Annotated in this window: 15 protein-coding genes; 11 read left to right on the top strand and 4 right to left on the bottom strand. The window is 71.3% G+C overall.

Going from position 1 to position 19806, the window contains the following annotated elements; translation table 11 throughout:
- Window positions 1-24: 24 nt before the first annotated feature.
- The 7 genes from AB4091_RS06990 (at window position 25) to AB4091_RS07020 (ending at window position 10678) form a co-directional block, all read left to right on the top strand.
- Entirely contained in the window at window positions 25-1398 is a 1374-nt protein-coding gene (locus AB4091_RS06990) for a DUF58 domain-containing protein (protein WP_442291004.1), read from the top strand.
- Window positions 1395-4091: a transglutaminaseTgpA domain-containing protein gene (locus AB4091_RS06995; protein ID WP_442291005.1), complete on the top strand. Its 2697-nt coding sequence runs from the start codon at window positions 1395-1397 to the stop codon at window positions 4089-4091. Before AB4091_RS06990 ends, AB4091_RS06995 begins: the two co-directional genes overlap by 4 nt.
- The gene (locus tag AB4091_RS07000) at window positions 4088-8488 is read left to right on the top strand and encodes an FtsK/SpoIIIE domain-containing protein (RefSeq protein ID WP_442291006.1); all 4401 of its coding nucleotides are present in this window, start codon (window positions 4088-4090) and stop codon (window positions 8486-8488) included. Before AB4091_RS06995 ends, AB4091_RS07000 begins: the two co-directional genes overlap by 4 nt.
- 272 nt (window positions 8489-8760) lie before the next feature.
- Window positions 8761-9036 carry a WXG100 family type VII secretion target gene (locus AB4091_RS07005; protein WP_082080755.1) on the top strand — a complete coding sequence of 92 codons (276 nt, stop codon included), beginning with the start codon at window positions 8761-8763 and terminating at the stop codon, window positions 9034-9036.
- A 51-nt stretch (window positions 9037-9087) separates the two neighbouring features.
- Window positions 9088-9363 (top strand): WXG100 family type VII secretion target, encoded by a 276-nt coding sequence (locus tag AB4091_RS07010; RefSeq protein WP_442291007.1) that lies wholly within the window; start codon window positions 9088-9090, stop codon window positions 9361-9363.
- A 242-nt stretch (window positions 9364-9605) separates the two neighbouring features.
- On the top strand, window positions 9606-10193 hold the full coding sequence (locus AB4091_RS07015) for an RNA polymerase sigma factor (protein ID WP_442291008.1): 588 nt from the start codon (window positions 9606-9608) through the stop codon (window positions 10191-10193).
- The gene (locus AB4091_RS07020; RefSeq protein WP_442291009.1) at window positions 10190-10678 is read left to right on the top strand and encodes a carboxypeptidase regulatory-like domain-containing protein; all 489 of its coding nucleotides are present in this window, start codon (window positions 10190-10192) and stop codon (window positions 10676-10678) included. The genes AB4091_RS07015 and AB4091_RS07020 overlap by 4 nt, the downstream gene beginning before the upstream one ends.
- Window positions 10679-10704: 26 nt before the next feature.
- On the opposite strand, the gene AB4091_RS07025 is transcribed toward AB4091_RS07020, so the two are convergent.
- The gene (locus tag AB4091_RS07025) at window positions 10705-13425 is read right to left on the bottom strand and encodes a CHAT domain-containing protein (RefSeq protein ID WP_442291010.1); all 2721 of its coding nucleotides are present in this window, start codon (window positions 13423-13425) and stop codon (window positions 10705-10707) included.
- A gap of 137 nt (window positions 13426-13562) precedes the next feature.
- Here AB4091_RS07025 and AB4091_RS07030 point away from each other — a divergent pair, with 137 nt between their 5' ends.
- Window positions 13563-14780 carry a S8 family peptidase gene (locus AB4091_RS07030; protein WP_442291011.1) on the top strand — a complete coding sequence of 406 codons (1218 nt, stop codon included), beginning with the start codon at window positions 13563-13565 and terminating at the stop codon, window positions 14778-14780.
- A gap of 60 nt (window positions 14781-14840) precedes the next feature.
- On the opposite strand, the gene AB4091_RS07035 is transcribed toward AB4091_RS07030, so the two are convergent.
- Entirely contained in the window at window positions 14841-15479 is a 639-nt protein-coding gene (locus AB4091_RS07035; RefSeq protein ID WP_442291012.1) for a peroxiredoxin, read from the bottom strand.
- Between the two features lie 171 nt (window positions 15480-15650).
- Between AB4091_RS07035 and AB4091_RS07040 the strand changes: the two genes are divergently transcribed.
- The 3 genes from AB4091_RS07040 (at window position 15651) to AB4091_RS07050 (ending at window position 17845) form a co-directional block, all read left to right on the top strand.
- Window positions 15651-16325, top strand: coding sequence for a DedA family protein (locus AB4091_RS07040; RefSeq protein ID WP_442291013.1), 675 nt, complete (start codon window positions 15651-15653; stop codon window positions 16323-16325).
- A 107-nt stretch (window positions 16326-16432) separates the two neighbouring features.
- Entirely contained in the window at window positions 16433-17326 is an 894-nt protein-coding gene (locus AB4091_RS07045; protein ID WP_442291014.1) for a DUF4190 domain-containing protein, read from the top strand.
- Between the two features lie 126 nt (window positions 17327-17452).
- Window positions 17453-17845, top strand: coding sequence for a DUF805 domain-containing protein (locus AB4091_RS07050; protein WP_442291015.1), 393 nt, complete (start codon window positions 17453-17455; stop codon window positions 17843-17845).
- Between the two features lie 136 nt (window positions 17846-17981).
- On the opposite strand, the gene AB4091_RS07055 is transcribed toward AB4091_RS07050, so the two are convergent.
- Both AB4091_RS07055 and AB4091_RS07060 read right to left on the bottom strand, forming a co-directional pair.
- Window positions 17982-19073 (bottom strand): inositol-3-phosphate synthase, encoded by a 1092-nt coding sequence (locus AB4091_RS07055; RefSeq protein WP_442291016.1) that lies wholly within the window; start codon window positions 19071-19073, stop codon window positions 17982-17984.
- A 3-nt stretch (window positions 19074-19076) separates the two neighbouring features.
- A complete protein-coding gene (locus AB4091_RS07060; RefSeq protein WP_442291017.1) occupies window positions 19077-19739 on the bottom strand; it encodes a PadR family transcriptional regulator in 663 nt (220 codons plus the stop codon).
- Window positions 19740-19806 lie beyond the last annotated feature (67 nt).

The raw sequence follows: 19806 nt of genomic DNA on the forward strand, positions 1-19806 counted from the left end.
CGCAGAAGCAAGCAAGGGGATCGCATGACCCAGCAGCACCAGGGGGCCGCGCCGTCGCGCCCGCGCGCCGTCACCGGGACGACGAGCCGAGGCATCCGCCAGATCACCCAGCCGATCACCCGCTCGATCGAGCAGGTGGCCGACCAGACGCAGGGGGTCTGGCGCCCGATCGCCGGGGTGCTCCGCTGGATCTCGCCACTGGGCTGGACGATCCTCGCGCTCGGCCTCGTCTGCTGGCTGGTCGGTGCCCGATGGGGCTGGACCGAGCTGCTCATGGTGGCTGCGGCCGCCCTCGTGCTCTTCGTCGTCTGCTTCGCGCTCGCCCTCGGACGCACGAAGGTGCGCATCCTCGCCGAGGTGGATCCTCGCCGCGTCGTCGTCGGAGACCCCGCGACCGGTCGCATCCTCGTGACCAACGAGGCGCGTACGCCGATGCTGCCGATCCTCGTCGAGCTGCCCGTCGGGCTGTCGGCGGCCCGGTTCGTCCTTCCGGCCCTGACCCCGGGCAACGCCCACGAGGAGCTCTTCGTCGTCCCGACCTCACGCCGGGGCGTCATCCAGGTGGGCCCGGCGACGACCGTGCAGGGAGACCCGCTCGGCCTCATGCGCCGCACCCTGACGTGGACCGAGCGCACCGAGCTCTTCGTCCACCCGCGCACCGTCGCCCTCGAGTCGCTCGGCGCCGGTCTGCTGCGAGACCTCGAGGGGAGCACCACCGAGGACGTCTCGATGAGCGACCTCGCCTTCCACGCGCTGCGCGAGTACCAGCCGGGCGACGACCGCCGCTACATTCACTGGCGCAGCTCGGCCAAGGCCGGCCGGCTCCTCGTGCGCCAGTTCCTCGACACGCGGCGCTCGCACGTCACGGTGATCGTCGACCCCGACCCCGAGCAGTACCGCTCCGGGCACGGCAAGACCGGGCGGACCGACCGCGACGTCGAACGCGACGTGATGGCGGCCAACGCGCCGACGGCCATCCAGGCCGACGTCGAGACAGCGATCTCGGTGGGGTCCTCGATCATGGTCCGCGTCATGCTCGACGAGCAGGACTGCACGATGGTGTGCGGTGCGCAGAAGGTCACCAAGTCGGTGCCGCAGGTCGGCCTCGACGCCATGTCGCGCGTCGAGCCCGGTCCGATCGACCTCTTCGCGGTGAGCCTCGATGCCACCGACCTCGCGCCGGACACCTCCACCGTCTTCATCGTCACCGGCCCGCACCGACCCTTCCTCGAGCTGCAGCGCGCGGCCGGGCAGTTCCCGCCCGAGGTGACGCGCGTCATCGTCGTGGTCGACCCGCTGGCCGACCGCGGCCTGCGCCGTGGCGGTGGCCTCACGATCCTCACGTTGAGCGCGCTCGAGGATCTTCGTCCCCTTCTGTTCACCGGAGTCGCCCGATGAGCCAGCCCGGAATCTCCGCCCCTCCGCCGAGTGCGCTCGTGCGCCCGCCGAGCCTGCGCGAACGCGCCGGCGCCCAGCTGGCGAGGCTGCGGCCGACGGTGCCGCAGCTCGTCGACGCCGGCTTCGCGGTCGCGCTCGTCGTCATCGCCCTCGTGGGCTTCCGCACGACCTTCTTCGGCCTCGGCTGGCTGTGGGTCGGCCTCGGCGGCCTGCTGATCGGCCTGCTCGTGAGCCACGTGGGGGCGGCCTTCCGCGCCTTCGGGGTCGTGACGCTGCTCGCCGTAGCCGTCTCGTACCTGCTCCTGGCCGGACCCATCGCCGTGCGCGAGGACCTCATCGCCGGTTTCCTGCCCTCCGGGTCGACCTTCGGGACCCTCGTGCACATGGCAGTCCCGGGCTGGAAGGAGCTGCTCACGGCCCTGCCGCCGGTGGACTCCGAGGGCCCGTACATGGCGCTGCCGTTCCTCTTCGGCCTCGTCGGCGCCGCGCTGACCTTCGGCGTCGCGCGCCGCTGGCCCGGTGCCGTCCTGGCCCTCGTCGCGCCGGTCGCGCTCCTCGTCGCCTCGATCCTGCTCGGCACACCGACCCCGGCCGCGATGCTCGTCCAGGGCGCCGTCTTCGCCCTCGTGGCCATCGGCTGGACGGCCCTGCGCAGCAACCGCAACCGGCCGGCGCTGCAGAACGGCGCGGGCCGCACGACGCGCGCACTGACGACCGCGGCCCTGCTCGCGCTCGCCACCGTGGGCGGCTTCTTCGTCGGGCCGATGCTGCCGGGTGCCGACCACAGCCGCACGGTCTTCCGCTCCTCGCTCACGCCGCCCTTCGACGTGAGCCAGTACGCCTCGCCGCTCGCGGGCTTCCGGCAGTACACCGAGCCCAACGGGGCGAAGCAGTTCGACAAGACACTGCTCACCGTCAAGGGCCTTCCCGCCAACGTGCCGCTGCGGTTCGCGGCGCTCGACTCCTACGACGGGTTCGTCTGGGGCGCCGGCAACTTCGCGAACCTCGGCGACGGTCCGGTTCCCGAGGGCACGAGCTTCCGCAAGGTGGGCACCCACATCGGGGCCGAGGGTCCCGGCCAGGAGGTCACGGCCACCGTGTCGGTGCCGGCGGGCGGCTACCGCGACGTGTGGCTGCCGACGTTCGGCACGGTCACCGGAGTCGACTTCGGCGGGGCCCGCCGCGACCAGCTCTCCGACGACCTGCGTTTCAACATCGACACCAACACCGGCGTGCTGCCCGTGAGGCTCGACGCCGGTGACCAGTACACGGTCAGCGCCTACGTCCAGACCCCGCCCAAGGACCTGCCCAAGACCGCCGACGTCGCCGACGGCTCGACCGTCGACGTGTCGGCGCTGACGTTCCTCGACGACAAGGTGACGCCGTGGACCGACCGGGTCGACGGCCAGTGGGAGAAGGTCGCGGCCGTCGCCAAAGCCCTCCAGGACGGTGCCTACACCGACGGTGGAACGCCCGGCGACTACCAGAACGTCTTCCTCCCCGGCCACAGCCTGCTGCGGATGAGCCAGTTCATGAAGTCGACCCAGCTGGCCGGCAACGACGAGCAGTACGCCGCCGCTTACGCGCTCGTCGCCAACCGGCTCGGTGTCCCGGCCCGTGTCGTGCTGGGTGCGATCCCCGAGGCCGGTGGCGTCGTCAAGGGCAAGGACGTCCGCGCGTGGGTCGAGGTCAAGCTCGCCGACGACTCGTGGATGCCGATCCTGGCCACCCAGTTCGTCCCTGAGCGCAACAAGAAGCCGCAGCAGCTGATCCGCAAGTCGGAGGAGAAGAAGACCGGCGCGCAGGTGCCGCCGCCTGCAGCGAACAACCCGCCGAGCGTGCTCCAGGGTCCCGACCAGGCGCAGAACGCGACACAGCTGCGCAACCCGCCCAAGGACGACAACCCCCTCAACCCCGACAACTGGCCGGACTGGTTGCGCTGGCTCATCTTCTACGTGCTGATCCCGCTTGCCGTCCTGCTCCTCGTCTACGCCGCGATCCGCGGGGCCAAGTGGCTGCGTCGACGTCGTCGGCGAACGACTGGTGAAACGGCCGCGCGTGTCACCGGAGGCTGGCGCGAGATCATCGACACCGCGCGTGACCTGCGGATGCCGTTGCCGGCCAAGGGAACCCGCCTGGAGCAGGCGCACGCGCTCGAGCTGCACGTAGACGGGCCCCCGCCGGTGAAGCCCAGCGTCGTCGTCGACGGGGCTCTCATGGGTGCCCCCATGTCGAGTGCCCACTTTCCCCCCAGCCCGGCAACGGTCACGCCGTCCCCTGACAAGGGGAAGGTGAGCACTCGACCTCTGGCGCTCGTGCCGGTCGCCGCTGCCGCCAACGGGCACGTCTTCGACGTCGACGAGCCGAGCCCCGAGGACGTCGCGGCCTTCTGGGCCGACGTCGACACCGCACGCCGCCGGCTGCGCTCAGGCCAGTCCTTCTGGCAGCGCCTGCGGGCCGACGTCTCGCTGCGCACCTTCCGTGACCACCTGCCGACCGGATCGGGCCTCGGCCCCGCCTCGCGCCGCACCTCACGCGGCCAGGGCAGGTCCGAACCGAACCGTCGACGCGGCCGCACCACGAAGGCCGGCATCGGCACGGTCGCCCCCGGCAACACCAGGGCGAGCCTCCGGGTGCCCGGACGGACGAGCAGGCCCAAGGCGGGCACGGCAGGCAAGAAGGGTGACGCGTGAAGCTGAAGTTCGTCCTCCGGTCCGGTGACCGCGAGACCGACCTGGTCGCGACGACCGACTCGGCCACCACCGTGGGGGACCTGGCCGGCTTCCTCGCGGCCGCCGACCCGAACCGCTCGAGCGTGCTCGGGGCGGACGCTCCGATGACGCTCGCCCTCGTCGACCAGGACCTTCGCGGCCTCGACCCGCGGGCGACGGTCGCCGAGAGCGGGCTCCAGTCGGGCATGCGGGTCTCGGTGACACGCGCCGGCGAGGGCTTCGTCGACCGGGGGCGCCCGGCGGCTGTCGCCTACATCCGGTCCGGCCCCGACGCGGGCAAGGAGTTCCCGCTCGCCCGCGGGACGGCATACGTGGGGCGTGGGCGCGGCTGCGAGGTCCAGCTGAGCGACGAGTCCGTGTCACGCAAGCACGCCAAGCTCGTCATCCAGGAGGTCGTCGAGGTCGTCGACCTCGGGTCGGCCAACGGCATCACCGCGGGCGGTCAGCAGGTCGCGCGCGCGCACCTCAAGAGCGGTGACGTCGTGCGCCTCGGCGACACCGAGCTCGAGGTGCACGTGCAGGGCGACGGTGTCGTCAGCCGCCCCGGCAGCGGCGTGCTCTCCGGCGACTCAGGCACCGTGGCGTTCTCACGCTCGCCGCGCGTCGCGCCCCTCTTCAAGGGCCAGGAGTTCCAGGTCCCCGACCTTCCCGAGCGCGGCAAGATCCAGCCGATGCCGCTCGTGGCCATGGTCGTGCCGCTGCTCATGGGCGTCGTGATGTACCTCATCACCCGCAGCGCCTTCTCCATCATCTTCATGTTGATGATGCCGATGATGATGGCCGGCACGTACTACGAGGCGCGGCGCCAGCAGAAGAAGGACTTCGCGCAGGCGATGGTCGACTTCAAGGAGGACCTCGGCCTGCTCTCGCGGCGCATCCGCGGCTCCCTGGAGGTCGAGGGCCAGGTCCGCCGGGGTGAGCACCCGAGCGGGGCCGAGTGCCTCGTCGCAGCGCGCGACCGCAGCGCCCTGCTCTGGACTCGCCGCCGTGACGTGCCCGGCTACGCCGAGCTGCGGCTCGGCCTCGGCACCCTGGCGTCGCGGTCGGCGATCAAGATGCCGGCGGTGGGCCGGTCGAAGGCAGAGGCCTGGCTGGAGGTGTCCGAGCAGCTGCGTGGGCTCGAGGTGCTGCCCGACGTTCCCGTCGTCGCAACTCCCTTGTCGGACGGCGCGATCGGCGTCGCCGGCCAGCGCGCCAACGCCCTCGGCGCCGCGCGGTCGGTCGTGCTCCAGACCGCAGCCCTGCACTCCCCGGCCGAGCTCGCGGTCTGCGCGTTCGCCTCGGGCAGCTCGGCGCGCGACTGGGACTTCCTCAAGTGGCTGCCGCACACGACGTCGCCCCACAGCCCCATCGGCACCGGCCACCTCGCCGCCAGCGCCCCCGCCTGCTCCGCGCTCGCCGACGCGCTCGAGGACATCGTCGAGGCGAAGGGTTCGCCGAGCGACCGGGAGGCCGCAACGGCTGCCCGTCCGACCGTCCTCGTGCTCGTCGAGGGCGACGCCCCGATCGACCGCAGCCGCCTCGTCGCGATCGCCGAGCGGGGTCACCGGCACGGCGTCGTCGTGGTGTGGGTCGCCGAGACGCAGCAGCTGCTGCCTGCCGCCTGCCACACCTTCCTCGTCGTCAGCGGCGACGAGAGCTCGCTGGCCGGCTACGTCCACGCCGGCGAGCAGGTGCAGCCGGTGGCGGTCGACCGGGTCGGCTACGACGAGGCGATGGCCTTCGCCCGCATGCTCGCGCCGGTCGTCGATGCGGGTGTGCCCGTCGACGATGCCAGCGACCTGCCGCGCGCCGTCTCGCTGCTCACGCTCGCCGGCACCGACCTGGCCAGCTCCGAGGAGGCCGTCATCGAGAAGTGGGGCGAGTCGCGCTCGATCCTCACCGGCCCGTACGCCCCGGCCGTGCTGCCGCGCAAGCCCGGCAACCTGCGCGCCATCGTCGGCCAGTCGAGCCAGGGCACCTTCTCGGTCGACATCCGCTCCGACGGCCCGCACGCCCTCGTCGGCGGCACCACCGGCGCCGGCAAGTCCGAGCTGCTGCAGGCGTGGATCCTCGGCATGGCCGCGGCCCACTCACCGCAGCGCGTCACCTTCCTGCTCGTCGACTACAAGGGCGGCTCGGCCTTCCGCGACTGCGTCAAGCTGCCGCACACGGTCGGTCTCGTCACCGACCTGTCGCCGCACCTCGTGCGCCGGGCGCTCGCCTCGCTGGCCGCCGAGCTGCACTACCGCGAGCACCTGCTCGCCCGGCACAAGGCCAAGGACCTCCTCGAGCTCGAGCGCCGCGGCGAGGTCGAGGCCCCGCCGTCGCTCATCCTCGTCGTCGACGAGTTCGCCGCCCTCGTGCAGGAGGTGCCCGAGTTCGTCGACGGCGTCGTCAACGTCGCCCAGCGTGGCCGGTCGCTCGGCCTGCACCTCATCCTCGCCACCCAACGCCCGGCCGGTGTCATCAAGGACAACCTCCGCGCCAACACCAACCTGCGCATGGCGCTGCGGATGGCCGACGAGAACGACTCCGACGACGTGCTCGGCAGCAAGGAGGCCGCGTTCTTCGACCCGTCGCTGCCCGGTCGCGCCGTGTCGAAGACGGGTCCGGGAAGGCTGGTCCCCTTCCAGACGGGGTATGCCGGCGGGTGGACCTCCGACGTGCCCCCGCCCCCGGACATGAAGGTCGAGACGCTCACCTTCGGCTCCGGCGTCGAGTGGGAGCCGCCGCGCGCCGAGGGCACCGACGACTCCGCCGACCTCGGCCCGACCGACATCCAGCGCCTCGTCGCCAGCCTGGGCCGGGCCGCCCGGCTGGCCGAGCTGCCGAAGCCGCGCAAGCCGTGGCTGCCCGACATGAGGCCCGTCTACGACCTCGCGACCCTGCCCACCCAGCGTCGTGACGACGAGCTCGTCTTCGGTGTCGCCGACGACCCCGACAACCAGGCTCAGCCCGAGGTCGCGTTCCGCCCCGACAAGGAGGGCAACATCGCGATCTACGGGACGTCCGGCTCGGGCAAGTCGGTGTTCCTCCGCTCGATGGCGGTCGCCGCGGGCTACACCGTGCGCGGTGGCCCCTGCCACGTCTACGGCCTCGACTTCGGCAACCGCGGGCTCGCGATGCTCGAGTCGCTGCCGCACGTCGGCTCGATCGTGCCCGGCGGCGACCACGAGCGCGTCACTCGGCTGCTGCGCATGCTGCGCGCGACGATCGACGAGCGGGCCACCCGCTACTCGGCCGTCAGCGCCGCGACGATCACCGACTACCGCCGACTGGCCGGCCACGCCGACGAGCCGCGCATGATCGTGCTCATCGACGGCATGACCGCGTTCCGGCAGGCGTACGAGGTCGGCGGCCGGTTCCAGTGGCTCGACCTGCTCGCCGGGCTCGCCGCCGACGGCCGCCCGGTCGGCGTGCACTTCATCATCGCCAGCGACCAGCGCACCGGTCTGCCGACCAACCTCGCCGCCGCGGTGCAGGGCCGGATCATCCTGCGCATGAGCAACCTCGACGACTACTCCGTCTTCGGGGTGCCCGGCGACGTGCTCACGATGGCCTCCCCGCCCGGGCGCGGGCTCATGTCCGGCTCGGAGGTGCAGGTCGCGGTGCTCGGCGGGTCGTCCGACGTCACGGTCCAGGCGGCCGCGATCGAGGCCTTCGCCGACGCCACGCGCAAGGCCGGCGTCAGCCAGGCCCCGCCCATCGAGAGCCTGGCCGAGGACGTCCCGCTCGGCGGCCTGCCGTCGGAGTTCGGCGGCCGTCCCGTCGTGGGCGTCGCGTCCAGCTCGCTCGAGCCGCACGGCTTCGACCCGAAGGGCACGTTCATCATCACGGGTCCCTCCGGATCAGGCCGCACCACGGCCGTGGCGGCCACCGCGGCCGCCCTGTTCCGGTTCAGCTCGGCCTCGGCGCTCTACCTCATGACGCCCCGACGCAGCTCCGAGCTGCTCGACCTCGGCATCTGGACCGAGACCGCGGTCGGCAGCGGGCCCACCTCGGCCCTTGCGACACGCCTGGCCGAGGACATCGAGGAGGGCCGCATCACGCGACCGGTCGCGATCTTCGTCGAGCGCATCGACGACCTGGCACCCTCAGGCGCCGAGAACTCGCTGACGACCCTCGCCAAGGCATGCGTCGACAACGACCAGCTCGTCGTCGCCGAGGGTGAGGCCGCGTTCTTCAGCAGCAACTTCGGGCTCCAGGCGCTGCTCAAGACCTCACGGTCGGGCCTGGCTCTGCACCCGGACGGCAACGAGGGCCTCTCGGTCTTCAAGGCCAACCTGCCCTCCCTCAACCGTGCCGAGCTGCCCCCGGGGCGGGGGTTCATCATCGAGAAGGGCAAGTTCGAGCTGCTCCAGGTGGCCCACCCATGAGGTAGTGCTCTGCCGCAGAAGCGTTGCCGCACAAGAGATTCGACGAGCCCACCGGCATACGCCACCAGTGGCGCGATGCCCGGGGAGGTCATGGGGAGTGCTCCCCATCGACACCCCACAGGGGCTGACATAGGTTTCTGCATGTCGACGAAAGCCGCTCTTCGGACGAAGGGTGCGGACGTCGAGGAGTTTCGCAAGGCGCGGGCCTGATCGGTTGGTCCGGAAGAGAACTTCCCGAATCAGTCGGGGGAACACAGGCAAAGGAGAAGGTCATGGCTTGGCTCGGAATGAACGACGATGAGGTCAACGCGCAGGGCAACGTCCTGCAGCAGCAGGCGGAGGCCATCCAGAAGCTCATCACGAAGGTCGACCAGGAGGTCGAGTCCCTGAAGCAGAACTGGCAGGGCGACGACTCCAAGCAGTTCGAGCAGGAGTGGACCGGCACGCACCGTCCCGAGCTGCAGAAGGCGCAGAAGCTGCTCACCGAGATGAAGTCGACGATCGACCGCGAGGTCCAGCAGCAGCGCTCGACCTCGTCGCAGTACTGACCGAACTTCTCTCGACCCACCATCAACGCAGACTTCTGAAGGGGAACTGACATGGCTGTTTACAAGAAGGGCATGAACGCCGACGCGGTGTCCGCGTCCGGCGACAAGCTGACCGGCTACAAGGGCGAGCTCGACGGCATCGTCGAGGCCGTCAACGGCGCCGTCTCCACGATCAAGAGCAACTGGGGCGGCACCGACGCCGAGCAGTTCCAGAGCGACTGGCACGGCCAGCGCCAGGTCGTCTCGGCCGCCGGCGACAAGCTCGACGCGATGGGCAAGAAGTGCAAGACCAACGCCGAGACGCAGAAGCAGACGTCGTCGAAGTGAGCCCGGCTGCTGCGTGAGCCCGGCTCCGCAGCGCCGCACGAAGGGTGGCCGTTCCCGCGGGGGGAGTGGTCGCCCTTCGTCGCGTCCGGCCCCGAACCGCCGGACCCGAGGACGTATGCCGTGGGGCCCCGTGACGTTTCACGGGAAACGTCCGACCGGTCCCGGCCGATGTATCAGACGGGTTGTCCCTGACGTCTGCACGGGGTGACACCTAGACTGAGCACCCAGAGAGGGGGCGAGGCATGGGCGGACCCGGTGAGCTCACCGAGCTGCTCGCCCGCGCCTCCGGCGGCGACGCCGCCGCGTGGAACGCCGTCGTCGACCGCTTCGCCTCGTTGCTCTGGGCCGTGGCACGTGGCCACCGGCTCGGGCAGGAGGACGCCGCCGACGTCGTGCAGAACACGTGGCTCAAGCTCCTCGACCACCTCGACGGCATCGCGCAGCCCGAGGCCCTGGCGGGCTGGCTCGCGACGACGGCTCGCTACGAGTGCCTCGCCGTCCTGCGCAAGAAGGGCCGCGAGCACCTGGTGCGCGACGACGACCTCGCGACGAACGTCGTCGACGAGCAGGTGCGGGCGCTCGACGCGAGCCTCCTCGACGACGAGCGCGACGCGCAGCTGTGGGCGTGCCTCGGCCGCCTCTCGGAGCGTTGCCAGGTCCTGCTGCGGGCACTCATGGCGAGCGACCGCCCGAACTACAAGGCGATCGCCGAGGCGCTCGGGATGTCGATCGGCTCGATCGGGCCGACGCGGATGCGCTGCCTCGACAAGCTCCGAGACCTCGTCGGCAGCGGCGACTACACCTTCGACCGAGGGGGGCGACCGTCGTGAGCTCGCCTGAGACCCACCCCGACCTCCACCCGGAGGACCTCGAGCTGCTCGATCGGCTGGCCCGCATCGCAGCCGCGGTCGATCCCGTCCCCGACGAGGTGCTCGAGCTCGGCAGGGCCGCCTTCGATCTCCACCGGGCCGACACGCTCCTCATGTCGCTCGTGACCGACGCCGGCGCCGCGGTGCGCGACAACGGTTCCGCAACGGCCTCGCACATCGTCGTCTTCGAGCTCGGCGAGATCTCGGTCGAGCTCGAGGTGGCCCGCCGGGGAGAGTTCGCGCGCGTGATCGGCGTCGTCATGGCCGGTGACCGGCCGTATGCCGCAGAGTGTCGGGTCTCGCTCGAGACCTCCGCGTCGTCCACGACCCAGGCGCTCGACGCGGGTCGCTTCGCCTTCGAGCGGGTGCCGGTCGGGCTGGCGCGCCTCGTGCTCGACCGAGGCGACGAGCAGCCCATGCGGACGCCCTGGTTCGACTGCCGCTGACGCGACCAGGCTCGTCCGGGCAGGGCTCAGCTTCCCCACACCGTGAACGACGCCGCCGTGGCGGCCAGCAGGGGGTGCTCGGCGGAGGCGACGCGGGCGGCCCGTAGTCCCTCGGCGAGCGAGCAGCCGGAGGCGACGGCTTCGTGCACGTCCTTCATGACCCGGGCGGTGGCGACGTCGTTGACCGGGTTGACGCTGGCCACGACCGAGCGCGTGCCGATCGCGAGCAGGCTGGACACGAGACCCAGCGCCTCGTCGGCCCCGATGGGGTGCACGCCGCCGGAGTCGCAGGCCGACAGGACCACCGATCGCGGTGGCCGTCTCAGCCGGTCGAGGTCGTGGACCATGAGCGGCCCGTCGGCCAGCATGAGCGAGGAGAAGAGCGGCGCGTCCGCACGGAAGTCGCCGTGGGCGGCGAGGTGGGCCAGGTGCGCCCCCTCGAGCACCTCGAGCGTGCGGTCGACGGTCGCCTCGTCGCCGCCGAGCACGGTGGCCTCGGCGTGGAGGCGTCGCAGCTCGGTGACCTCGCGCTGCTCGGTGCTGAGCCCGGGGCCGGTGACGAGCGCGACGTGGCCGTCGTCACCCGGGCCCTCATGACTACGGTCGGCACTACGGTCGCCACCACGGTCGGCGTGACCCCAGCTGGCATTGCTCGGGCGCGCCTCCCGCGACCGGGCCCAGAGGGCCAGGGACGGGGTGACGACGAAGGTCGAGTCGCGGAAGACGGGCATCAGCCCGAACGGAACCGTGAGCAGGCCGGCGGCCGGCGAGATGAGCACGGAGGGCCGGCTCCACGCCGGGTCGGGGTCACCGAGCAGGGCCTGCTGCAGCTGGCGACCAGTCAGCTCCACGTCGACCACCCGGCCGTGTGCCGCACGACGAAGGGCGAAGCGCGCGTACGACGCCTCTCGCTCGGCCGACGTGAGGTCGCCGAGGCGGCGCAGCCGAGCGCGCCCGTCGGCGACGGTGATCGTGTGCAGCACGCCGCGGACCACCACGATGTAGACGAGCGTCGTCTCGCCGAGCAGCTCACCCAAGCGGCCCAGGTCCGGGCCGGCGCTCTCCGCGCTCTCCGCACGCAGGTTGCGGTAGCGGTGTCGCACACTCGACTCGAGCCGAGACCGCTCGCGCACCAGGTGTGCCTCCTCACCCTGGATCGCGAGCCGTCGGGTGACGTCGCGCAGCGCGGACACCTGGGTGGCGAGCACCTCGTCGTCGGGTGGTCGCGCCGAGCCCGAGGTGAGCGAGGTCGCCCTCCACCGGTCCGCCCACCAGAGCACCGCGCGTGCATCATGTGCGCGTTCGGCGTCGTCGATCGCGATGGACACGAGCTCCAGCCCGTAGCCGGTCGCGAGCGCACGCAGCTCGAGGTCGCCGATGAGAGAGCGGTGCTCGTCCACGGCATCGAGACCGCGCCGGCAGGCGTGCCGCAGGGCGCGCCGGTCGCCCACCTGCTCGGCGAGCATGGCGCGGGCCAGCCAGGCGGCGGCCCTGGGGAGCGGGGCCCCGTCATGGCGGCGGGCCGCCGCCTCGTGCAGCGCCTTCGAGCGCATCCGGAGGTGGCCGGTGTCGCCCGCGAGCTGCGCCAGCAGCAGCAGCGCCTCGGGAACAGCCGGGTCGTCCAGTCGGCGAAGGGTGCGCACGAGGGCCCGCGTGCGTGTCAGCAGGTCGGGCAGGGAGGGGCGCGGAAGGGCGCTGACGCCCGCGGCGGACTCACGGGCGTGCTGCTCGGCGGCATACGCGGCCTCGATGGCGAGCAGGTTCGACCGCGCGGCCCAGCGATGGCGCCGGTGGGCGCGGAACGTCGCCTCCGCCGCGCGTGCCCGCTCCTCCGCCGACTCCCACTCCTCCTGGAGCATGGCAGCGCGCGACGAGGCGAGAAGCAGGTCGCCCCTCCACACCGGCGCCAGGTCGTCGCGGGCGAGCGCGGCGTCGATCATCGCCTCGGCCTCACTGGCCAGGCGGGCGGTCAGCAGGGCCTCGGCGTGGTCGACGAGCTGCTCGACCGGGTCGACGCCGGCGAGGCGGTAGCGCTCCTCGGCCTGCTCCATCAGGGTCAGGGCGACCACGACGTCGCCCTGTTGGAGGGCGACCAGGGCGCGGTTGCGGGCCGACATCGTCGCCTCGAGCACCGCGCCGATCTCGAGGTGGACGGCCTCCGCCGACGCGTAGTCGGCGCCCGATCCGGTCGAGTCGCCCATGGCCCGGCGGACGTCGCCGCGGGAACCGAGCGCCCTTCCCTCCCAGAGCTTGTCGCCGGCCCGGTGGCTGAGGTCTGCGGCAGCGGTCAGGTCGCGGACCGCGTCGTCGTAGCGCCCGAGCAGGCCGAAGGTGCAGCCGCGCAGGTGCAGCACCCGGTGCCGGGCGTCACCGGTGCTGAGGGCCAGGGCCCGCTCGAGCTGGGACAGGCCCGTCGAGGTTCTCCCGGCGAAGAGCAGGATCGTGCCGAAGGTGGCGCGCACCTCCGCCTCGCGGTCGGGGCCGGCCCGTCGCGCCGCGCGCACCGCAGACCGGGCGTGGTGGAGGGCGACGTCGGTGCGGCCCCGGTCGCGCTCGACGATGGCGATCGCATGGTGGGCAAGGGAGCGCTCGCGGTGGTCGGGCCGCCCGTCGAGGATCGCGAAAGCCGACGCGGCCGCCTCGTCGGGCTGCGATATTGCCAGAGGAAGGAGGTCGTCGGCGCGGCGACGGGGGGCCGGTGTATCACCGGCGACGCCCGCGTCGTCTGCACCTTGCTCGGCTTTCATGCCACACCCCTGTGTCCGCACCCCTGGGAGGTCTTCTCGTGAATACCCGCGATGATCGCAGCAACGGCAATGGCGGGAAGGGGGTTCCGGGCCAGCAGCGCCGCGACCGGTGGTACAAGCCGTGGAACGTGGGAGTCATGAAGGAGCGCTCCGACGTCCAGGTCGACAAGATCCTCGACGCGGTCGGTCGGGACCAGGTCGACGTGCACCGAGGCCCCGACGGCACCGTCGACTACATCTGGCGCCGCAGGTTTCTCACCGACGTGGACGACGTGCCCGCCGTCTACGACCACCTCAAGCGCACCCCTCCGCCGCAGAGCCAGCGCAAGAACACCAAGCTCGAGAGGCTCCACCGCTTCGACATGGACCTTGCTCCGGGACAGGACCTGGAAGAGGTGCTCGAAGGACTCGACCGGGCGGTGCGGCCGGGCGCGGTGACACCGGACTACCTGCTGCACGTCTGCACGACGTGGTGCGGCGCGACCGAGCCACGGACGACCACGGCCACCGAGCCGCTCGATCGCAACCAGGATCAGGGGGCGACAGGCGCGGACGTTCGCGTCTCCGTCGTCGACACGGGCCTGCTGGCGGATGTGGCGCGAAGCCATTCCTGGCTCAGTTCGCCCCCCCTGGCCCGCAGCGACGACGAACCGGCCAACATCGGCCATTATGCCGGCCACGGAACCTTCATCGCGGGCGTCGTACGCGCGTACGCCCCGGCAGCCGACATCAAGGTCGAGTCGGTCACGACCATGGGCGGCACGGTGTTCGAGAGCGACATGGTCGAACAGCTCATCGGCGCGCTGGACTTCGACCCACAGGTCATCAGCTTCTCCGGCGGCACCCGCACCCGCGCGAACCAACCGCTCAAGTCGTTCGAGATGTTCCACGACCAGTACCTGCAGCCGCGAGGCGACAGCACGGTCTTCGTCTGCGCGGCAGGCAACGACGGCGACGCGGGCAAGTTCTGGCCGGCCGCCTTCGACTGGGCCGTTGGAGTCGGTGCACTGGACGACGACCACGACACCCTCGCCGGCTACTCGAACCGCGGCGACTGGGTCGACGTCTACGCCCTTGGCACCGACGTCGTCAACGCGTACCCGAACGGCACGTACACCTACCAAGAACCACCCGACCACCGCATGCCCCCGGCGACGTTCACCAACGGCATGGCGATGTGGAGCGGCACGTCCTTCGCGACCCCGATGGTCGCCGGCCTCATCGCGGCGAGGATGTCGCGGAGTCCGGGCCGCACCGCCCGAGCCGTCGCCGACGAGATCCTGGCCTTTGCGGCGAACGACGCTGATGCGCAAGGGCGGCCGCGACTGCGCAACGCGGACGCCGCGACCAGCTGACCCCTGAGCGGCCTGAGGGGGTGGTTGCGACAGACAGCCACCCCCTCGGCTCACACCGGTTCAGGCGGGGACGGTGGTGAAGCGCAGGTAGGGCTTGACCTCCTCGACCGCGTCGTCGCCGAAGCGCTCGCGGGCGTCGGCGGTCGACAGGGTCGGGGCGACGATGACGCGCTGGCCGTCCTGCCAGTCGGCGGGCGTCGAGAACGGGCCGCTGTCGGTGACCTGCAGCGCGTCGACGGCGCGCAGGATCTCGTCGAAGTTGCGGCCGACGCTCTTCGGGTAGGTCAGGCTGAGGCGCACCGTGTGCTTCGGGTCGATGACGAACACCGAACGCACGCCGGAGGTGTCACCCTCGCCGGGGTGGATCATGTCGTAGAGCTCCGAGACCTGGCGCGAGTCGTCGGCGATGATCGGGTAGCCCACCGGGGCGCCGCCGACCTCCTCGATGTCGCTCTTCCAGGCGTCGTGCTGCTCGACGGGGTCGACGGACACGGCGAGCACCTTGACGCCGCGGGCCTCCCACTCGTCCTTGAGGGCGGCGACGCGGCCGAGCTCGGTCGTGCAGACGGGCGTGAAGTCGGCCGGGTGGCTGAAGAGCACCGCCCAGCTGCCGGCCTTCCAGTCGTGGAAGCTGATCGGGCCCTCGGTCGTCGTGGCGTCGAAGTCGGGGGCGGTCTCGCCCAGTCGCGGTGTTGCCATGGCTCGTCCTCTCACGGTCGGGCGCACGTCGCGCTCCGTCTGCGAGCCATTCTGGCCATAGAACCATGCATTGCGTTATGGGTGTCCAAATGTTGTGACGCGCATTCAGGGAACGTCCAGACTGGCGGCGAAGACTGCAGCCACCCTTGTCGCCGCCCCGAGGAGCCCTCCGTGAGCGCCCTGCTCGACTCCATCACCACCCAGGTGCTCCATGCTCCTGTCTGGCTCGTGCTCCTGGTCGTCGGAACCGTCGTCTTCGTCGAGGACGCGCTCTTCGTCGGCTTCGTCGTGCCCGGCGAGACCGTCGCCATCCTCGGTGGCGTCGCGGCCTCGCTCGGGCACGTGCCGCTGGCCGCGGTCCTCGTCGTCGTGGTGGTGGCTGCGATCGTCGGCGACAGCGTCGGTTTCGAGGTCGGGCGTCACCTCGGCGGCCGGGTCGTGCGGCTCCGGGCGTTCGACCGGCACCGGCACCGGATCGAGCGTGCGCAGGACTTCCTCGGCCGCCGTGGTGGGGCGGCAGTCTTCCTCGGGCGCTGGACGGCGTTCTTCCGGGCGGTCATGCCCGCGCTCGCGGGAATGTCGAAGATGCACTACCCGACCTTCCTGGCCTGGAACGCCGCCGGCGGCATCGCCTGGGGCAGCGTCGTCGTCACGGCCGGCTACCTCGCCGGCCAGTCCTACGCCCGGGTGGAGACCTGGCTCGGCCGCGGCGCGGCCGTGGTCGTCGCGCTCGTCGTCGTGGTCGTCCTCGTCGTCTGGCAGGTGCGCCGCCACCGCAGAGAGGACGAGTCGCCCGAGGCCTCCGAGCCGGCAGGCAGCACGTCGCGTATGCCGTCTGGCGGCTGAGGCGGCCACCGCCTGACGCATCCTGTCGGATGACCGATGGGTCACGATCCGGCGCCGTGACCGGATTGGGGCTCGATCGGCAGATTCCGCGTGTCATGCTCCACGGCGTGACCGCCGAACTGCCGCCGCCGAGCGGCCCGCCACAGCCGAACCCGGACGTCGACGCCCCGCCCGTCCGGGCCACCGACCCCACGGCCCCCACCACCGCGCCCGCGCCCGCCGCCGCGCCGCCTGCCATGTCTTCCGTCTGGTCCACCCCCGGACCGTCGGCCACACCGAGCACACCGAGCACCCCCAGCGCGTACACGTCGAGTCCGGCCTCCCCGTTGTTCCCACCCCCGCCGGGTCCCGGGGTCCCGGTCCCGGACGCCCCGGCCTACCAGCCGACGCCGATGCCGGGGACCAACGGGCTCGCGATCGCCGCGCTCTGCTGCGGCATCATCGGCATCTTCCCCATCGCGGCCGTCGTCGCCATCGTGCTGGGGGCCGTCGCCCTGAACCAGCTGAAGCAACGGATCCAGCGAGGACGTGGCATGGCCGTCGCCGGCATCGTGCTCGGGGTGCTCTGGCTGCTCGGCTGGGTCGCCCTCGTCGTCATCGGCGTGCTCACCGACGAGCCGACGCGCAACCCGGCAGGAGCGGTCACCCGGACGTCCGACGCGTACGTCGAAGACCTCAAGGCCGGCGACTGCTTCTCGGGCGCCGGGCGCACGGAGGTCGACAACGTCACGATCCGGCCCTGCGCCTCGCCCCACGAGAGCCAGGTCGTGACGATCATCGCGATGCCCGCAGGTCCGTATCCCGGTGAGGACAAGGTCGTCGCGGCCGCCGAGAAGGGCTGCACCGACAAGGCCGACCCGCTCATCACCGATCGGGCCTACGACGAGCTCCGGCCGTCCTTCATCTACCCGCAGGACGCGTTCTCCTGGCGCGGCAACCGCGAGATCATCTGCCTCGTCGACGCCCCGAAGGGCACGACGACCGGCTCCGCCTTGAAGTAGGCGTCGCCGCTCCGGCGCGCGGGGCGATCTCTCCGAAATGCCCCCATTGGTGGGCCATAGGTGGTTGGGTACGTTCTCGCACCCCACAGGGCGCATCCTCACCCACAGCCATGGAGGCACACCGGTATGTCGTTCGTCGACGCCATCAAGACCGTCCTGTCCAAGTACGCGACCTTCTCCGGTCGCGCCCGCCGCTCGGAGTACTGGCTCTGGTTCCTCGGTGCCTTCATCGCCGGCGTCGTCGTCAACATGGTCGACCGGGCGATGGGCACCGCGCCCGGGCAGGTCGGCATCCTCGCCATCGTCCTTGCCGTCGCGCTCTTCCTGCCGAACCTCGCGGTGGCCGTGCGCCGTCTGCACGACACGAGCCGCTCGGGCTGGTGGATCTTCATCGGCCTGATCCCGCTCGTCGGTGCGATCGTCCTGATCGTCCTGCTGGCCCAGGACAGCCACGGTGACAACGCGTACGGCCCGTCGCCCAAGGCCGTCGGCGCCGGCGAGGTTCCCGTCCTCAGCTGACGCCCACCCCAGGTACGCGTGAGGCCCCCTTCCGCCTGGAAGGGGGCCTCACGCATACGCCCTCATCCCGTTCGATGTTTTCGACGGTCGCAGGTGACCATGGAAAACATCGAACCGGGTGGGTGTCGGGAGAGGGTCAGCGCTCCTCGGTGCCCGCGATGAAGGCCTCGAGCTTGGCGCGACCGAGGTCGTCGGGGCGCTGCTCCGGCGGGGACTTCATGAGGTAGGACGAGGCGGACAGCAGGGCGCCGCCGATGCCACGGTCCTTGGCGATCTTCGCCGCACGGATGGCGTCGATGATGATGCCGGCCGAGTTGGGGGAGTCCCACACCTCGAGCTTGTACTCGAGGTTGAGCGGCACGTCGCCGAAGGCGCGACCCTCGAGGCGGACGTACGCCCACTTGCGGTCGTCGAGCCACGCGACGTAGTCGGACGGGCCGATGTGCACGTTCTTGCTGTCGACCAGGCCCGCGAGCGGGCCGGTGAGGTTGCTCGTGACGGCCTGCGTCTTGGAGACCTTCTTGGACTCCAGGCGCTCGCGCTCGAGCATGTTCTTGAAGTCCATGTTGCCGCCGACGTTGAGCTGGTACGTGCGGTCGAGCACGACGCCGCGGTCCTCGAAGAGCTTGGCCATGACACGGTGCGTGATCGTCGCGCCGACCTGGCTCTTGATGTCGTCGCCGATGATCGGCACGCCGGCAGCCTCGAACTTCGCGGCCCACTCGGGGTCGGACGCGATGAAGACGGGCAGCGCGTTGACGAAGGCGACGCCCGCGTCGATGGCGCACTGGGCGTAGAACTTGTCGGCCTGCTCGGAGCCCACCGGGAGGTAGGAGACGAGGACGTCGACCTTCGCGTCCGTGAGCGTCTTGACGACGTCGACCGGCTCGGCGGCCGACTCGTCGATCGTCAGCTTGTAGTACTTGCCGAGGCCGTCGAGCGTGTGGCCACGCTGGACCGTGACGCCCGTGGTGGGCACGTCGGCGATCTTGATCGTGTTGTTCTCGGAGGCGTTGATGGCCTCGGAAAGGTCCTTGCCGACCTTCTTGTCGTCGACGTCGAACGCGGCGACGAACTCGACGTCGCTGACGTGGTAGTCGCCGAACTTCACGTGCATGAGGCCGGGGACGCCGGTGGTGGCGTCAGCGTCCTTGTAGTACTCGACACCCTGCACGAGCGAGCTCGCGCAGTTGCCGACGCCGACGATGGCGACGCGTACGGATCCCATGGATCACTCCTTGTTGTTGGTGGTCTTGCTCTGGGTGGTGTTGTCGGTGCGGGTGATGTCGCTGGTGTCGTCGTATGCCGTGGGCCCGGGGTCGAGGGCGGCCCGGCGCTCGGCGACGATGAGCTCCTCGAGCCAGCGCACCTCGCGCTCGGCGCGCTCCTCGCCGTACTGCTGGAGGGCGAGGGTGTAGCTGTCCATGCGCTCGCGGTTGCGGGTGCTGACCTCTCGGACGTTGGCGAGGCGCTCCTCGAGCCGGGAGCGCCGGCCCTCGAGGATGCGCAGACGCACCTGCGCCTCGGTGCGGGAGAAGAACGCGAAGCGGACGTCGAAGTCGTCGTCGTCCCAGGCGTCCGGGCCGCTGGCGGCGACGAGGCCCTGGAAGTGCTCCTTGCCCTCGGGCGTCAGCTCGTAGGTGATGCGGGGGCGCTTCGAACTGCCGGTGCGGGTCGCATGCGGCTCCTCGGTCTCGTGGATCCAGCCGGCATCGACGAGGTGCTTGAGCGCCGGGTAGAGCGAGCCGTAGCTGAGCGCCCGGAAGATGCCGAGCGCGGTGGTGAGCCGCTTGCGCAGCTCGTAGCCGTGCAGGGGCCCGTCGTGGAGCAGGCCGAGCACGGCGAACTCGAGCAGCGTGGCGCGGCGGCTCTGAGGACGGTCATGCTTGGGCACGCATCAACAGTACACGCGGATATATCGCAGCGATACATCTGGGTGATCTATCGCGACCCCCTCCTAC

Source organism: Terrabacter sp. 2RAF25 (assembly GCF_052115265.1).
Taxonomy (GTDB): domain Bacteria; phylum Actinomycetota; class Actinomycetes; order Actinomycetales; family Dermatophilaceae; genus Terrabacter.

Coding starts and splice junctions, on each gene's coding strand:
- AB4091_RS07055 (WP_442291016.1), bottom strand. CDS start 19,073: ATGGGATCCGTACGCGTCGCCATCGTCGGCGTCGGCAACTGCGCGAGC.
- AB4091_RS07030 (WP_442291011.1), top strand. CDS start 13,563: ATGAAGGAGCGCTCCGACGTCCAGGTCGACAAGATCCTCGACGCGGTC.
- AB4091_RS07025 (WP_442291010.1), bottom strand. CDS start 13,425: ATGAAAGCCGAGCAAGGTGCAGACGACGCGGGCGTCGCCGGTGATACA.
- AB4091_RS07035 (WP_442291012.1), bottom strand. CDS start 15,479: ATGGCAACACCGCGACTGGGCGAGACCGCCCCCGACTTCGACGCCACG.
- AB4091_RS06990 (WP_442291004.1), top strand. CDS start 25: ATGACCCAGCAGCACCAGGGGGCCGCGCCGTCGCGCCCGCGCGCCGTC.
- AB4091_RS07010 (WP_442291007.1), top strand. CDS start 9,088: ATGGCTGTTTACAAGAAGGGCATGAACGCCGACGCGGTGTCCGCGTCC.
- AB4091_RS07050 (WP_442291015.1), top strand. CDS start 17,453: ATGTCGTTCGTCGACGCCATCAAGACCGTCCTGTCCAAGTACGCGACC.
- AB4091_RS07015 (WP_442291008.1), top strand. CDS start 9,606: ATGGGCGGACCCGGTGAGCTCACCGAGCTGCTCGCCCGCGCCTCCGGC.
- AB4091_RS06995 (WP_442291005.1), top strand. CDS start 1,395: ATGAGCCAGCCCGGAATCTCCGCCCCTCCGCCGAGTGCGCTCGTGCGC.
- AB4091_RS07005 (WP_082080755.1), top strand. CDS start 8,761: ATGGCTTGGCTCGGAATGAACGACGATGAGGTCAACGCGCAGGGCAAC.